Raw genomic sequence first — 17,012 nt, 5'->3', positions numbered from 1 at the left:
AAATGAAACGCACTTTCCATGATAATTTAATTTTAAACCGCTATTTATTGTCGCTATTTCATCAAGACAACTTTGAAAATTTTAAACAACGCTTAGGTGATGGCCGCTTTGAAGGCATTGATAATGATGGGCAGACAAAATTTTTCCACGAACTGACAGGTGGGCAATTATTTCAAACCGATTTTATTTCAGTAAATGATTTACGCCGTTATGATTTAAATATCGTCAAACATTGGCAACAAATCACTGAAAATCGTAATAAAGATGAAGGGCATATTTTAAAACTAAAATACTTCCAATATCTTTCACTATTGTTTACCGAAATTTATTTGGATTTTTATTTTAATCGCCCGAATGAATTATTAAATCAATTAAATGAACAGCTTGTTTTACTGAAAGAGAATGATAGCAATTTTCCTGATTTTGATTTGTATGAATTAAGCGATTTAAATAAATTGGCGTTTTGGAATGCCACTGGTAGCGGTAAAACCTTGTTAATGCACGTCAATATTTTGCAATATCAGCATTATCAAAAAAATAGCGATTTGATCGTATTTGTGATTACCCCAAATGAGGGGCTTTCGCAGCAGCACTTGGCGGAATTTACCGCTTCAAATTTGCCTGCCAATCTGTTTGATAAAAATAAACGGTTCGAAGATACAGGTTTGTTTAACGATATTCAGATTATAGACATCAACAAACTGGCGGATAAAGAGGGAGAACTGACGGTAGCGGTTGATCGCTTTTTGGAGTTAAACAAATTGGTCTTGGTGGACGAAGGACATCGCGGTTCATCGGGCGATCAGTGGCTGGCTCGCCGCCAAAAATTGATTGGCGATGGCTTTGCGTTTGAGTATTCCGCCACCTTTGGACAAGCCGTGAAAGATGGCAAAACAGCGAAAGATTGTCTGTTTGATATTCAGAAAAAAATCGGTAAAGCAAACGGTATTACCAAAAAAGCCGAGCAACAAAAAATTCCGACCAGTTTTGCGGATAAACAAGAAGCCAAGCAAAAAGCGGTGTTTGAAACCTACGCCAAGTGTGTGCTGTTTGACTATTCCTATAAATTCTTCTATGCCGATGGTTATGGTAAAGAGTTTTCTATTTTAAATATGAAAGCGGAAGATTATGGCGTTGCCGATAATGACCGCAAGTATTTTGTGGCAAGTTTGCTGTCGTTTTATCAGCAGTTACATCTTTTTGCAAAAAATCAGAAAAAATTGATCGCTTACAATCTGCATAAACCGCTATGGGTGTTTGTCGGTAATACGGTAAATGCCGAAAACAGCGATATTTGGACGGTGGTGGAGCAGTTAGCCTATTTCTTAGATGGCAAAAATCGTCCGCAAATTTTAGCGTGGCTTAATGATTTGCTATGTGATAAACCGTTGCTTTTGGACAGTAAAGGTAACGCCATTTTCCGCCATCGCTTTTTGCCATTGGCAAGTTTTAAAGGTGATTTAAATGCCCTTTACGCTGATATTCTGAAAACCTTATTTAACACTGAAAGTGCGGCTCATCTCTATTTGCATAACCTTAAAAAAGCCTCAGGCGAAGTGGCATTAAAAGTCGGCAATAGTGATTATTTTGCCTTGATTAACGTGGGCGACAGCAGCGAACTACTCAAAAGTGCGGTGGAATTAGACAATGTTTCAGTGCAACAAGACGAATTTTCAGACAGCTTGTTTGGCTCCATCAATCAAGACCGTTCAACGCTCAATTTGCTGATTGGTTCTCGCAAATTTACCGAAGGTTGGTCAAGTTGGCGAGTTTCGACAATGGGCTTGCTGAATATGGGCAAGGGCGAAGGCTCACAAATTATCCAGCTTTTCGGGCGTGGCGTGCGTTTGAAAGGGCGTGATTTTTCGCTACGCAGAACGCCAGTCAAGCAAATGCCAAAAGGCTTGGGGCTGGATAAATTAGAAACGCTCAATATTTTCGGGATTAAAGCTGATTATATGGCGAAATTCCGTGAATACTTGGAAGATGAAGGCATTCAATCGCCAGATGAAGTGTTGCAGTTGGATTTCCCCGTGCAGAAAAAATTGCCGACCAATGTGGCGTTGAAAACTTTGCGTTTAAAAGATGGCTATAAAGACAATCAAAAAATGGGTTTTAAACGCCAAGAAATGGTGCAACTTTATGAATTGCCTGTATTTGCCCAAGGAAAAATCAAGCCGATTTTAGCGGTGTTGGATCTGTATCCGAGATTGGAAGCGTTGAGTTCCAAAGCGGTTCGTCAAAGTGTGAATGACGAACGTCAAAGCAATAAATTTAAGCGAGAGATTTTTGCTTTATTCGATTGGGACAAACTCTATTTAGATTTACAGCAATACAAAATGGAACGCACTTGGTCGAATTTACGTGTTAGTCGTGATGGGTTGCGTAAATTTGTGGAAAGTCGAGATGATTGGTATTTGCTCTATGTGCCAGATTCAGCGATGGAAATTCGTTCATTTGCTGATGTAAAAAATCAGCAGGATATTTTGTTTCAGCTATTAAAAGAATATACCGACCAATTTTATCGTCGTTTGAAAACCGCCTATGAGCAGCAATTTATGGAAACCGCGATAGTTACCGAAGAAAACGGTTCGTTCTTTGATGAATACAAAATGCTGTTTGGCGAAGATGAAAATGTACCTTATGAGCGTGAACAAGCGGTCAAAAAAATCGAAGAATTAGCGGATCTGATTCGAGAGAAAAAATTGAACAGGCGATGAATTGGCAATCACCACTCTCTGAATTTAAGGCGATTTGTTTTAACAGCCACTTGTTTTATCCATTATTTTCCTTTGATAAATCCACTGGTTTGCCGATAAAAATTTCACCGCTTCCCCTTGCCGTAGAAAGTGAAATGCGGTTCATTGATGATTTAATGCAAGCGGAAAAATCAGGTGAATTGGCAAAATGGCTAGATGGTAAATCGCTCTACTTAATACGAAATGCCGACCGAAAAGATAAAGGTTTGGGCTTTGCTTTGGCAGGCAATTTCTATCCTGATTTTCTGCTGTGGGTGGTAGATCACCAAAACGGTAAGCAATGGCTGAATTTTGTTGATCCGAAAGGTGTTCGTCAGATGGATTTGCACGATCCAAAATTTGGACTTTACCAAGAAGTGAAAGAATTAGAAGCGAAAATTGCTGATCCGAATTTGGTGCTCAATAGCTTTATTCTGTCGATTACGAAATTGCAAGATTGGGTGAATATGACCTTAACGGCAGAAGAACTTGCCGAGCGACATATTTTGTTTATGGAAAATCACTATTTACAGCAGATGTTCGAGAAAATGCAATGATGAATATGACCCCTTATCACGCCCGTTATTTTGCCAATGAAATCACTTGCCGCCGCACGGACGACAACCGTTTGTCTCAATCGTTGTTTGATGCCAAAGTGGATTTAAACCCACATCAAATTGATGCGGCATTGTTTGCGTTAAAAAATCCGTTGCAAGAGGGCGTAATGCTTGCCGATGAAGTGGGCTTGGGTAAAACCATTGAAGCCGGTTTGGTGCTTTGTCAAAAATGGGCAGAACGCAAACGCAATTTGCTGATTGTCTGTCCTGCGATTTTGCGTAAACAGTGGGCGAATGAGCTGGCGGAGAAGTTTGGTTTGCCAACGATGGTGGTGGATAAAACCGTTGTTAATCAAGCGATGAAAAAGACAAGCGGTGGAAAATTGTTTAATTTTTGCAAGGAACAAATCGGCAACAGAGTGCTGATTGTTTCGCACCAATTTGCCACAAAGGAACAAGCCACTTTCAAACAGTTTGATTGGGATTTTGTGGTGATTGATGAAGCTCACAAAATGCGTAATACTCACAAAGCTGATAATAAAATGGGGCAAGCGATGCGGAAAGCCTTTGGCGGTAGGAAAAAATTACTACTAACCGCAACGCCTTTGCAAAATAGCCTGATGGAGTTGTATGGGTTATCCACTTTGCTCGATGAGCATATTTTTGGTGATCGTAAATTTTTCCAAAAAGAATTTGTTCGCCGAGGCAATATCGCTGAACTTAAAGCGAGAATGGCGAGTTTTGTCAAACGTACGCTACGCAAAAACGTGTTGGAATATGTGCGTTATACTGAACGTAAGACCATTACCCAAGAATTTATGCCAACAATAGCCGAGTTTGCTCTCTATGAAAAAATCTCTGAATTTTTACGCAAAGAAAGCAGTTATGCCTTACCCAAACGGCATAAACATTTAACGGCTTTGATTTTGCGGAAACTATTAGCTTCTAGTCCGCAAGCAGTGCTGGGTACGTTAAAGGCGATTTTGACAAGACTTCAACATTTACAACAATCAGGGCAAAATCAAGATGAGCCATTAAGCGAAATTGAAGCATTATTTGATGGCGAAGAATTGACCGAAGAAGATATTGAAGCCGATGAAGCAGAAGAAACAGAAACGTTTGCTGACGATGAATTAAATCAATCCGCGTTACAGGCGGAAATCACCGAAATTGAAGGCTTTATTCGTTTGGCAGAAGGCTTGCAACAAGATAGCAAAATTCTCGCTTTATTGACCGCGCTTCAAACGGGTTTTGCCGAGATGGACAAATTGGGGGCAAGCTAAAAAGCGATTATTTTCACTGAATCCGTCCGCACACAAAAATATCTGTTTGATTTTTTAACCCAAAATGGCTATGCCGATAATGTGGTGCTGTTTAGTGGCACGAATAATGATCCAAACTCCGTGGCAATTTATCAAGATTGGCTTGCTCGCTATCAAGGTACGGCGAAAATCACAGGCTCGGTAGAAGTGGATAAACGTTCGGCATTGATTGAGCATTTCAAAGAAAAGGCTCAAATTATGATTGCCACCGAAGCGGCTAGCGAAGGGGTAAACCTGCAATTTTGCTCGCTGTTGATTAACTATGATTTACCTTGGAATCCGCAACGCGTGGAGCAACGGATCGGACGTTGCCACCGTTATGGGCAAAAATTTGATGTGGTGGTGATCAATTTCCTAAACAAACGCAATCTTGCTGATCAACGTGTCTTAGAACTGCTCACGGAAAAATTTAAGCTATTCCAAGGGGTGTTAGGCGCATCTGATGAAGTGTTGGGACGGATTGAGTCTGGCGTAGATATTGAAAATCAAATTGCGAATATTTATGCCACTTGTCGGACGGAGAACGAAATCCAGACAGCATTTGATCTGTTACAAGCACAATTTGCCGAGGAAATTGAAGGACGGGTGCAAGAAACTAAAAATGCGTTGGTGACGAGCTTTGACCAATCGGTACTAGAACGTCTGAAAGTGATGACTGAAGACCGTTTAAACGCAATGGAACAGTGGTTTTGGGGCGTAACGCAATTTGCTTTAAACGGTCAGGCGCAGTTTAATCAAACAGATTGGTATTTTTTACTCGAAAAAGCACCGCTTGGTGGCGTGCCACTCGGACGATATTTATTACCACGCAAAACACGCACAACGACTTTGCAAGGCTATGAATATCGCTTAAATCAACCACTTGGACAATGGTGTATCAATGAAGCGCTCAATGCTTATACGCCAAATGCCACATTGGTTTTTGATTATGCGAATTTTCCAGAAAAAATCAGTTTGTTGGAACAGTATCAAGGCAAATCTGGCTGGTTACGCTTAGATAAAATTAGCGTGGAATCAAATGCGGAAAATCAAGAGTCGTTAGTTTTTACCGTGTGCGATGAGCAAGGTAATGTGCTAGATAAAGAATTTGCACAAAAACTCTTTTCTCTTTCAGCCGATTTGCAAAATGCTATTAAAAAATCACCGCTTGTTTTTGCAGATTTAGTGAAAGAGCAGATTGACAAGGAAAAAGCTCGTATTAAGTCGGAAAATGATGCGTTGTTAAAAGCCGAGAGTGTGCGGATTAACGCTTGGGCAAAAGATCAAATGCAAGTAGCTGAAGAGTTAATTAGCGAATTCAAAGAGGCAATGCGTAACAAAGAAAAAGAATTGGTGCTGGCAGATGATATTGAACAGCAAATTCAGTTACAAGAAGATATTGTAAAACTCCGCAAACAGCTTCGCAAAGCCCGTAATGAATTGGACGATGTGCAAGATGAAATTGCCAGACAAGAATTGCAACTGTTGAAAGAGCTGAAAGGAAAAATCCATCAAACGATGGAGGAGCGTTTAGTATTTGAGATTTATTGGCAGATTCGATAAATGGACGGAAGTCAATTTGGTTATAGAAGCTAAAGGTGTGGTAAACGTGGATCTTTTCGGGAACAGTTGCTTTACCTTTTATAAGGCAAAGTGGATTAGTTTCACCTGTGCCTGCAATTGAATATTTTGTGTAATAAATAAAAAATGCCCTTAACCTTGATTTTAGGATTAAGGACATCAGAAATCTTACAGCGATTGAAATTACTTTTTAGGTTTTGTGTAGTTGCTACAGAACTTCAAAAAATTTGCTAAATTCGACCGCTTGCTATTTGAATAAAATCAATTATTTAAATTGGTGAATTGCGTTAGCAATTTCGTTATCGTTGTAGATCGCTTTGATCACATCATCATACGCTTGGCCTAGCACTTTTTTGATGTCATCGTTATCTGTAGTTAGTGCCGCACCTTCATAGCCACGTGTTGCATTAAAGTTTTTGCTAAAGTTACCTTTTGCACCTTGTACAGCTACTTCGACCCCCACCTCTGCATTCACTTTATACAATAAGTTGCCTTGTTCTACCGTAGCAAAGAATTTTCGAATGTTCACGATAACATTTGCATTTGCCGCACCTTGTACCAATTGGAAACCTTTTGCATTTAAGTCTTGTTGCATGGCTTGTTGGAACATTAATCCAACTTCCGGGCTTGAAGTTAAACGAGTTACTTGGCCGTTTTTGGTATAGCTTGCCACTTCACGAGAAGTACGTAAATCTTGTGTCATCACACTCACCGCAGCAGTTTGGTTATTCGTGTTAAAGGTCGCCGTTGGGCTAGGCGTGGTGAAATTTAATACGCTTGATTGAGATTGGCAGCCGGTAAGTACTGCTGCTGCAAGTGTAGTGACGATAAGTAATGCTTTTTTAGATAATGTCATAAGAAATCCTTTTAATTGATGATTAGTATTTGATAATAGATAATGAGGTAAAAGCATTTATTAGGCAATTTACCTACAAATAAGTTTTTTAATTATCCATTATCAAATACTAATTATCAATTCATAAGGAATAAAAATGTCGGTTGAACGAACGATTCAGCAAAAATTAACGGAACAATTTTCACCACAATTCTTACAGATTGAAAATGAAAGCTATATGCATAACTCAGGACGTGGGGCGGAGTCTCATTTTAAAGTAACGTTAGTGTCGGAACATTTTGCGGCACAACGGGTTGTGGCTCGTCATCGAGCGGTTTATAGTTGTTTAGCGTATGAGTTGGAAAATGGTGTTCACGCATTAGCATTACATCTTTTTACGCCGCAAGAATGGGCGAATGCTAACGGGGTAGTGCCTAAATCGCCGAACTGTTTAGGAGTCGGACAATAAGTATAATGAGGAATTGGTAATTATTTCATTTCATAAAGAAAATACTTGATTGGAGTTCGAAAAATCGGTATAGTTCCTAACATCTTTCATATGTACTTTTTGTGCATTTTAGTGAATCGGTGAGATGTCCGAGTGGTTGAAGGAGCACGCCTGGAAAGCGTGTATATGCGAAAGTGTATCGGGGGTTCGAATCCCCCTCTCACCGCCATTACTAATGCGAAAGATTCCTTACTGTTTTCATAGATATTTCCTTGGTTAAGTTAAAGTAAGTAATAATTACTTTTTTCCTTATTTAGGTTCAATCCCCATAACTAACGTTGTGGGGATTTTTTTATATTATTGCCTTAAATTTAACCCAAAATAAAAGCCCGCTTGGTGAGCGGGCGTTTAGAATTAATTTGCATCAAATTATTTCACCTTGTGTAAGGTGTAGGGATGATTTGCGGTTTTAGCCGGATTGCCATTGGCATCACATACTTCAACTTGTGTTTTGCTGACTTTAAAAGCTAATGAGCCGGAATCTTTTTCTAAACGAATTACGTCACGTTTACCTTGTTCCCAAGTATAGGTACCTTTATCTTTGAATGGATATTCTTTGCCGGCTTTTACGTAAACGGTATTGTATTGGTAGCTATTGTTAGCGTCTAAGATAAGCTCTGCTTGAATTTTCTCACAATCTGCACAAGGTAATTCACCTTGGAATGTGCCCGTAACGGATTGTTGTGGTAAGAGTGAACAAGCTCCTAATACTGCACTGAATGCAACTAACGCAATTTTTTTCATTCCAGTTTCCTTCTATTTAAATGTGTCTAAAACTCGGATTCACTTTAAACTGAAGCTCAGTTACATTTGGAAAATCAGAGTGAATTAATTGTAATAAATGTGAACTTTGTAACTGTAAGCCTTGTCGTACAGTCGCATTTTGCACTTCGAATACAAGTTGATTATCAACTAAATTCACAATACGGTAAAGCCCATGGTACTGTTCTGGTAATAATTTTTGTACTTTTTGATGCAAATCATTTAATTGATTGGCTCGTTGGACAATCCGACTAAGGCTTGAGTTCTGCAAAATTTCAGTGATATTTTTTATTGCTGAATTTTTCATCTTTCCGGACTATTACCCCCTTGATTTTACGTTATTTGACCCAATTAACTGCCCATTCTACTGGAATTTATCGTATAATTAATATAATTTTTAGTATTTAAAACAAATGTTGATGAGTTTATTTAAGCATTTTCACAAGACGCCTTTTTGGTCGCAATTAGTTTTTGGGCTGGTTGCGATTTTTGCGTTACCTGAAATTCATGTAATGGTAAAAAGTGAAAGCGAGCAAGAAACGGTTATCAATCAGTATTTTTCTCCTTGTGTTGCTTGTTCTGACGAACAAGAGTCACAGTCTTTATTTATCGCAGATCTTAAACAAGAGCTTGTGGACATTCCGACACAAGCGGTTGTTTTTTGTGAATTTTTTACCAAATCTTACCGCTTTGATGGTGATGATAACCATCCTATTCGAGCCGGCCCAATCGTCTAATCTATAAAATTAATTCATCATAAGTGGACGGAGTCAAAGATTGCTTCCGTAAAGCTATGCCACTTTTCGTATCAATATAATTAGATTAGGACAACACAATGATTTCAAAAATTATCACTTCAATTTTCGGTTCAAGCAACGATCGCACGTTAAAACGTTTAAGAAAACGTGTTGCGCAAATTAATAAACTTGAACCGGCATTTGAAAAATTAACTGATGCGGAATTACAAGCTAAAACCGCGGAATTTAAACAACGTTTAGCTGATGGTGCAAGCCTTGACAGCTTATTGCACGAAGCGTTTGCAACTGTGCGTGAGGCAAGCCGCCGTGTGATGGGAATGCGTCATTTTGATGTGCAATTAATCGGCGGTATGGTATTAACTAACCGTAATATCGCAGAGATGCGTACCGGTGAAGGTAAAACGTTAACCGCAACACTACCTTGTTACTTAAATGCGTTAACCGGTAAAGGCGTACACGTTGTAACCGTGAACGATTATCTTGCACGCCGTGATGCGGAAACAAATCGCCCGTTATTTGAATTTTTAGGTTTAACCGTTGCAGTGAATGTGCCGGGTCTTCCGAATGAAGTAAAACGTGAAGCGTATAAAGCGGATATTACCTACTCAACTAATAGTGAGTTAGGTTTCGACTACTTACGTGATAACCTTGCGCACGCAAAAGAAGACCGTTTCCAACGTGAATTACACTATGCGTTAGTGGATGAAGTGGACTCAATCTTAATTGATGAAGCACGTACGCCGTTAATTATTTCAGGTCCGGCGGAAGATGCGACCCAAATCTATCAAGCGATTGATACGATTATTCCGCATTTGATTCAGCAAGATAAAGAAGACACTGAAGAATATACCGGTGAAGGTGATTTCACCTTAGATCTGAAAAATAAACAGGCGTATTTAACTGAGCGTGGTATGGTGAAAGTAGAAGGCATTTTGACCGAAATGGGCTTAATGCAAGAAGGCGAAACACTTTATCATCCGGCTCGTATCTCTTTATTACATCATGTTTATGCAGCATTACGTGCGCATAAATTATTTGAATTAGATGTAGATTACATCGTAAAAGATGGTGAAGTTGTGATTATTGACGAACACACCGGTCGTACAATGGCGGGACGCCGTTGGTCTGATGGTTTGCACCAGGCGATTGAAGCAAAAGAAAAAGTCAATATCCAAGGTGAAAACCAAACTGTTGCGTCTATCACTTACCAAAACTATTTCCGTTTATACGAAAAATTAGCCGGTATGACCGGTACGGCGGATACGGAAGCATTTGAATTCCAACAAATTTACGGTTTGGATACGGTAGTTATTCCAACCAATAAACCGGTTATTCGTGATGACCGTACCGACTTAATGTTTAAGAGCGAACCGGAGAAATTTGCGGCAATTATCAATGATATTAAAGACTGTATGGCTCGCCAACAACCGGTGTTAGTCGGTACGGCATCTGTTGAAAAATCAGAACTTTTGTCGGCAGAATTAACCAAAGCCGGTATTGCTCATAACGTATTAAATGCAAAATTCCATGCCCAAGAAGCGGAAATCGTGGCGGAAGCTGGGGCACCGGGTGCAGTGACCATTGCAACCAATATGGCGGGTCGTGGTACGGATATCGTGTTAGGCGGTAACTGGAAAGCGGAAGTGGCGAAGTTAGAAAATCCGACCGAAGAGCAAATCGAAGCGATTAAAGCGGCTTGGAAAGAGCGCTATGACATCGTAATGAAAGCGGGCGGTTTACATATTATCGGTACTGAACGTCACGAATCTCGCCGTATCGATAACCAGTTACGTGGTCGTTCCGGTCGTCAGGGTGACCCAGGTTCATCGCGTTTCTATCTGTCTTTAGACGATGCGCTAATGCGTATTTACCTGAATGAAGGTAAATTAAATATGATGCGTAAAGCCTTCTCCGAAGATGGTGAGGCGATGGAGTCAAAATTACTGACTAAAGTGATCGCATCGGCACAAGCGAAAGTGGAAGCGCATAACTTCGACGGTCGTAAAAACTTATTACAGTACGATGATGTTGCGAACGAACAACGTAAAGCGATTTACGAACAACGTAATTACTTGCTTGAAACCGATGATATTTCAGCAATGATCAACACTGTTCGTGAAGACGTGTTCAATAATGTGATTAGCCAATATATTCCACCGCAATCCATTGAAGAAATGTGGGATGTTGCCGGCTTAGAAGAAGCGTTAAAACGTCAATTCGGTATGGAATTGCCTATCCAACATTGGTTAGAGCAAGAAAATGACTTACACGAAGAGACATTGCGTGAGCGCATTATTGATATTGCGAAACAAGAGTACCAAACGAAAGAAGAGAAAGTTGGCTCGGAAGTGATGCGTAACTTCGAAAAAGGAGTAATGTTACAAAACTTAGATGAGCTTTGGAAAGAGCATCTTTCGGCAATGGACTACTTACGCAAAGGTATTCACTTACGTGGCTATGCACAAAAAGATCCGAAACAAGAGTATAAAAAAGAATCATTTGAAATGTTTACTAATATGCTCGATTTGTTGAAATCTAATGTGATTAGCGTGTTAAGCCGTATTCAAGTGCGTAGTCAAGAAGAGATTGAAGAGGCTCAACGCCAGCAAGACGCAATAGCTGAAGCGGAAGCTGCGCATTATCAAGCGGCGACCGAAGAACAAATGCAAAATGCTCAAGTAGGTGCTGCTGCAGAATCGCTGACAGATGAGCAATTAGCGAATTTGAATATCGGTCGAAATGATCCTTGCCCTTGCGGTTCTGGCAAAAAATACAAACATTGTCACGGCAGTAAAGCAAGATATGCATAATTAATATAAGCGGTCGTTTTTTCTAAATTTTTGCAAAATTTTCTGAAAAAATGACCGCTTTTTTCTTTGTCTTTTTTATGAATTCAGACTTAATTTCTATTCAGCAAGGTTCTGAACAAGAACGTTTCTCTTATATTTATCAACAACAGCAACAGGCGAGCAATCCTTTAGAATTACTTGCCGTGTTAAAGTTGTACGATGATTTTTTAGGAGATTTCCCTCAGTCCATTCTCGCTTACCACAATCGTTCCGATGTATTAAAGCACTTAGGCTTTTATGATTTAGCACTCAAAGATGCGGAGAAAACACTTGAGCTTGCACCGGATTTTGCTATGGCATGGTGTAATAAAGCGTTTATTTTAAATACTTTAGGGCGTTATGAAGAAGGTTGGAAAGCTTATGAATGGCGCTGGAAAACCGATGTGGAAACCTTTCAAGACACAGGGTGGCCGATTCCTCGTTGGCAAGGTGAGGATATTGGTCAAGCCAAGCTTCTAGTTTATGCAGAACAAGGCTTTGGCGATAATATTCAATTTGTGCGTTATGCCTTAGAAGCGAAAAAACGAGGCTTGAATATTGTGGTGGTCAATCATCAGCCGTTAGAAAATTTGCTGAATGCCAATTTAGCGCAATATGGAATTGCCACATCAAAAAATGGTGAGGCGATTGGCGGACTGAAATATTATGTTTCAATGATGAGCCTACCGCATTATTTCGGTACAAGATTGGATAATATTCCTTATACGGAAGGTTATCTATTGCCCGAAACCGATCACTTTATAAAATGGCAACAGAAAATAAGTGCTTGCGATTCCGCTAAAAGACTTAAAATTGGCGTGGTATGGGCAGGCTCGCCTAAACATCACCGCAATGCGATACGAAGTTTGCAATTTGAACAGTTCTTACCGTTATTTGAATTTGATGCGGAATTTCATTGCTTGCAAAAAGTAGTGAATGAGGCCGATTACAAGCGGTCGGAAAAGCTCAAAAATTTGCATTTTTGGCAAGATGATTTAACGGATTTTTCCGATACGGCGGCATTGATTGCTCAACTTGATTTAGTGATTAGTGTAGATACTTCAGTGGCACATTTAGCGGCGGCGATGGGCAAACCGACTTGGATTTTAATCAGCTATCATCCCGATTTTCGTTGGTTATTGGCAAGAGAGGATAGTCCGTGGTATCAGAGTGTACGTCTATTCCGTCAGGGCTTTGATTTTGACTGGCAACCGGTGATCATTAGAGTACAACAGCAATTGGAACAACAATATGGCTGAAATGACGTTTGAACAATATCTCGCTTTATTGGTAGAAGAGCAGGACAGTGCTGCGACACCATTTGAATGGCTGGTGATTTTAAGAAAATACGATGAGATTATCCGTTTATTGTCGGATAAAGCGGTGCTATATCACAATCGTTGCACGGTCTTACAAAACTTGGGACTTTACCAATTAGCGTTAAAAGATGCGAATAAAGCAGTCGAACTTGCGCCAAATTATGCTATTGCTTGGTGTAATAAAGCGATGTTACATAACTTGTTAGGTGATTATCCGCAAGGCTGGCAAGCTTACGAATGGCGTTGGCAAACCGGTTTGCCTGCTTTTGAACCGCTGGAAATTAATATTCCGCAATGGCGAGGAGAAAATATCGGTGATGCTAAAATCCTGTTTCACGTGGAGCAGGGATTTGGCGATAACATTCAGTTTGTGCGTTATGCCTTGGAAATGAAACGTCAAGGCTTAAATGTGGTGGTACTTAATCATAGTGGCATTGAAAATTTACTCAATTATAATTTGGCGCAATACGGTATTGAAACAATGCAAAACGGCGGACAAATTACGGGGCTGGCATACCACTTACCGATGTTAAGTGCGCCTTTAGTGCTTGGTAGCACGCTTGAAAATATTCCTTATTCAAGCGGTTACTTACAAGCGCAACCGGAGTTTCTTGCAAAATGGCATACAAAAATAACCGCTTGTAGTACGCTAAAACGCTTGAAAATCGGTGTGGTTTGGTCAGGATCGACAAAACATAATCGAAACGCTTCTCGCAGTTTGCCTTTTGAGCTGTTTTCACAGTTATTTGCGTTAGATGCTGATTTCCATTGTTTGCAAAAAGAGCTAAACGAAGCGGATAATAAGCGGTCTGATTTATTCGAAAATTTGCATATTTGGCAGCGAGATATTGACGATTTCTCTGATACTGCGGCGCTAATCGCCCAAATGGATCTTGTGATCAGCGTTGATACGTCTGTCGCCCATTTGGCTGCTGCAATGGGCAAACCGACGTGGATTATGCTGAGTTATCACCCTGATTTTCGCTGGTTGTTGGCACGACAAGATAGCCCATGGTATGACAGTGTGAAACTTTTTCGCCAAGAGGCTAGTCTTACTTGGCAATCTGTGATAAAAAATATCCAACAACAATTACAACAAGTTCTCAAGGAAAATACATGAATAAGCCCACAATCCAAGTCGCTGCAGGCATTATCCGCAATGAATTTGGACAGATTTATTTAACCCAAAGGCTCGAAGGGCAAGATTTTGCGCAAGCGTTGGAATTTCCCGGCGGTAAAGTGGATATGGGAGAAACGCCGGAAGAGGCATTAAAACGTGAGTTGGAAGAAGAAATTGGGATTCACGTATTAAGTGCTTTCCCTTATGAATCGTTCCGTTTTGATTATCCGACCAAAGTGATTGAGTTTTTCTTCTATTTAGTGGAAGAATGGGTTGGTGAACCGTTTGGGCGTGAAGGGCAAGAAGGATTTTGGGTCGCTCAGGCGGATTTGGATGAGAGCGAATTTCCGCTGGCAAATAACCGTTTAGTTCAACGCTTAAAATTAGAAAGCTAATGAAAAAGAGCATTTCATTCGAGAGGCTCTTTTTTTGCTTAAAAATCAGCCGAAAGTAGTTATTTTTGCATAAAATTTTGTAAAAGTAACTTGAAAGCGGAGAATTTGTCCCAATGTTAGTTATCGCTGCACGCAATTCTGCGTGTGAAATTTTTACAGATTAATAGAAGGAAACAGACAATGGCTCTTCGTCCATTACACGATAAAGTAATTTTAAAACGTGAAGAAGTAGAAACACGTTCGGCAGGCGGTATCGTTTTAACCGGCTCAGCGGCAACAAAATCTACTCGCGGTAAAGTAATTGCAGTTGGTACAGGTCGTTTGTTAGATAATGGTTCTGTACAAGCATTAGCGGTAAAAGTTGGTGATGTTGTTATCTTCAACGAAGGTTATGGTGTGAAATCAGAAAAAATTGACGGTGAAGAAGTGTTAATTCTTTCTGAAAACGATATTTTAGCAATCGTAGAGTAGTGATAAGCGGTCAGTTTTCACTAATTTTTTGCAAATTGAATAAATAATTTATAGGAAGAAAAAATGGCAGCAAAAGACGTTAAATTCGGTAATGACGCACGCATTAAAATGCTTAAAGGCGTGAATATTTTAGCAGATGCGGTAAAAGTAACTTTAGGTCCTAAAGGCCGTAACGTTGTGTTAGATAAAGCATACGGTGCGCCGACAATCACTAAAGACGGTGTGTCAGTAGCACGTGAGATCGAATTAGAAGATAAATTCGAAAATATGGGCGCACAAATGGTAAAAGAAGTGGCGTCAAAAGCAAATGATGCAGCCGGTGACGGTACGACAACCGCGACTGTTCTTGCGCAAGCAATCGTAAACGAAGGCTTAAAAGCAGTAGCGGCAGGTATGAATCCGATGGATTTAAAACGTGGTATCGATAAAGCAGTTGTTGCTGTAGTGGAAGAACTAAAAGCCATTTCTAAACCGTGCGAAACTTCAAAAGAGATTGAGCAAGTAGGTACTATTTCGGCCAACTCTGATGAAACCGTGGGCAAATTAATTGCACAAGCAATGGAAAAAGTGGGTAAAGAAGGCGTTATCACTGTTGAAGACGGCACAGGTTTAGATGATGCGTTAGATGTGGTAGAAGGTATGCAATTTGACCGTGGTTACCTTTCTCCATACTTTATCAACAAACCGGAAGCAGGTACGGTTGAATTAGAAAACCCATATATCATTTTAGTTGATAAAAAAATCAGCAACATTCGTGAAATCTTACCGGTATTAGAAGCAGTCGCAAAAGCAGGTAAACCGTTATTAATTGTTGCGGAAGATATTGAAGGTGAAGCGTTAGCAACATTAGTTGTAAATACAATGCGTGGTATCGTGAAAGTGGCTGCAGTAAAAGCACCGGGCTTTGGCGATCGTCGTAAAGCAATGTTACAAGATATTGCAATCTTAACCGCAGGTACTGTGATTTCAGAAGAAATCGGTATGGAACTTGAGAAAGCGACACTTGAAGAATTAGGTCAGGCAAAACGTGTTGTGATCACCAAAGATAATACAACCATTATTGACGGTATCGGTGATGAAGCACAAATCAAAGCACGTGTAGCACAAATTCGCCAACAAATTGAAGATTCAACATCAGATTACGATAAAGAGAAACTTCAAGAGCGTGTTGCAAAATTAGCCGGCGGTGTTGCGGTAATTAAAGTAGGTGCGGCAACCGAAGTTGCGATGAAAGAGAAAAAAGATCGTGTTGATGATGCGTTACACGCAACTCGTGCGGCAGTTGAAGAAGGTATCGTACCGGGAGGTGGTGTTGCATTAGTGCGTGCTGCTTCTAAAGTGGCTGCAACCTTAACAGGAGATAACGAAGAGCAAAATGTCGGTATTAAACTTGCGCTTCGTGCGATGGAAGCGCCACTTCGCCAAATCGTTACTAACGCAGGCGAAGAAGCGTCAGTTGTTGCTCGTAATGTGAAAGACGGTAACGGTAACTACGGTTACAATGCCGGTACGGAACAATACGGCGATATGCTTGAAATGGGTATTTTAGATCCGACTAAAGTAACTCGTTCAGCATTACAATTCGCAGCGTCTATCGCAGGTTTAATGATTACTACAGAATGTATGATCACCGATTTGCCGAAAGATGAAAAGTTAGATCCGGCAGCTGCAATGGGCGGCATGGGCGGTATGGGCGGAATGATGTAATTCATCCCTCCAGCTGACATAAAAAAACTCTGGGAAATTTTCCCAGAGTTTTTTTACGCCTTACAAGCGGTCAAATTTTCTGATTTTTTTACAAATTAAAAGCAATAAAAAACCGAGCATCTTTTTAGTAAT

General features: G+C 40.2%; 11 protein-coding genes, 1 tRNA gene and 2 pseudogenes. 11 read left to right on the top strand and 3 right to left on the bottom strand.

Annotation, left to right across the window (positions count from 1 at the left end):
* The first annotated feature begins 2 nt into the window (after positions 1-2).
* Positions 3-3,295, top strand: a pseudogene (locus C228_RS13460) (DEAD/DEAH box helicase family protein).
* Positions 3,292-6,159, top strand: a pseudogene (locus C228_RS13455) (SNF2-related protein). The pseudogenes C228_RS13460 and C228_RS13455 overlap by 4 nt, the downstream one beginning before the upstream one ends.
* Before the next feature lie 283 nt (positions 6,160-6,442).
* Here C228_RS13455 and C228_RS0107635 read toward each other — a convergent pair.
* Positions 6,443-7,033 (bottom strand): YajG family lipoprotein, encoded by a 591-nt coding sequence (locus C228_RS0107635; protein WP_018652066.1) that lies wholly within the window; start codon positions 7,031-7,033, stop codon positions 6,443-6,445.
* Positions 7,034-7,169: 136 nt separating this feature from the next.
* On the opposite strand from C228_RS0107635, the gene C228_RS0107630 reads away from it, so the two are divergent.
* Both C228_RS0107630 and C228_RS0107625 read left to right on the top strand, forming a co-directional pair.
* On the top strand, positions 7,170-7,481 hold the full coding sequence (locus tag C228_RS0107630) for a BolA family protein (protein ID WP_018652065.1): 312 nt from the start codon (positions 7,170-7,172) through the stop codon (positions 7,479-7,481).
* A 118-nt stretch (positions 7,482-7,599) separates the two neighbouring features.
* Positions 7,600-7,689: transfer RNA gene (locus tag C228_RS0107625), tRNA-Ser, on the top strand.
* Positions 7,690-7,889: 200 nt separating this feature from the next.
* Here the strand turns inward: C228_RS0107625 and C228_RS0107620 are convergent.
* Complete coding sequence (locus C228_RS0107620) at positions 7,890-8,264, bottom strand: copper resistance protein NlpE (protein ID WP_018652064.1); 375 nt, start codon at positions 8,262-8,264, stop codon at positions 7,890-7,892.
* 16 nt (positions 8,265-8,280) lie between these two features.
* Positions 8,281-8,589, bottom strand: coding sequence for a DciA family protein (locus C228_RS0107615; protein WP_018652063.1), 309 nt, complete (start codon positions 8,587-8,589; stop codon positions 8,281-8,283).
* 112 nt (positions 8,590-8,701) lie between these two features.
* Between C228_RS0107615 and secM the strand changes: the two genes are divergently transcribed.
* The 7 genes from secM (at position 8,702) to groL (ending at position 16,880) form a co-directional block, all read left to right on the top strand.
* Positions 8,702-9,019, top strand: a complete 318-nt coding sequence (gene secM, locus C228_RS0107610; protein WP_018652062.1) for a secA translation cis-regulator SecM — start codon at positions 8,702-8,704, stop codon at positions 9,017-9,019.
* Positions 9,020-9,117: 98 nt separating this feature from the next.
* On the top strand, positions 9,118-11,850 hold the full coding sequence (gene secA / locus C228_RS0107605) for a preprotein translocase subunit SecA (RefSeq protein WP_018652061.1): 2,733 nt from the start codon (positions 9,118-9,120) through the stop codon (positions 11,848-11,850).
* Positions 11,851-11,900: 50 nt separating this feature from the next.
* Complete coding sequence (locus C228_RS0107600; RefSeq protein WP_018652060.1) at positions 11,901-13,127, top strand: glycosyltransferase family 9 protein; 1,227 nt, start codon at positions 11,901-11,903, stop codon at positions 13,125-13,127.
* On the top strand, positions 13,120-14,307 hold the full coding sequence (locus C228_RS0107595; protein ID WP_018652059.1) for a tetratricopeptide repeat protein: 1,188 nt from the start codon (positions 13,120-13,122) through the stop codon (positions 14,305-14,307). The genes C228_RS0107600 and C228_RS0107595 overlap by 8 nt, the downstream gene beginning before the upstream one ends.
* The gene (gene mutT / locus C228_RS0107590) at positions 14,304-14,702 is read left to right on the top strand and encodes an 8-oxo-dGTP diphosphatase MutT (RefSeq protein WP_018652058.1); all 399 of its coding nucleotides are present in this window, start codon (positions 14,304-14,306) and stop codon (positions 14,700-14,702) included. Before C228_RS0107595 ends, mutT begins: the two co-directional genes overlap by 4 nt.
* A gap of 180 nt (positions 14,703-14,882) precedes the next feature.
* The gene (locus C228_RS0107585; protein WP_018652057.1) at positions 14,883-15,173 is read left to right on the top strand and encodes a co-chaperone GroES; all 291 of its coding nucleotides are present in this window, start codon (positions 14,883-14,885) and stop codon (positions 15,171-15,173) included.
* 63 nt (positions 15,174-15,236) lie between these two features.
* A complete protein-coding gene (gene groL / locus C228_RS0107580; protein ID WP_018652056.1) occupies positions 15,237-16,880 on the top strand; it encodes a chaperonin GroEL in 1,644 nt (547 codons plus the stop codon).
* The last annotated feature ends 132 nt before the right edge of the window (positions 16,881-17,012 follow it).

It is taken from the genome of Actinobacillus capsulatus DSM 19761, from assembly GCF_000374285.1.
Taxonomy (GTDB): domain Bacteria; phylum Pseudomonadota; class Gammaproteobacteria; order Enterobacterales; family Pasteurellaceae; genus Actinobacillus; species Actinobacillus capsulatus.
This window is presented reverse-complemented; position numbering and strand designations above follow the sequence as displayed.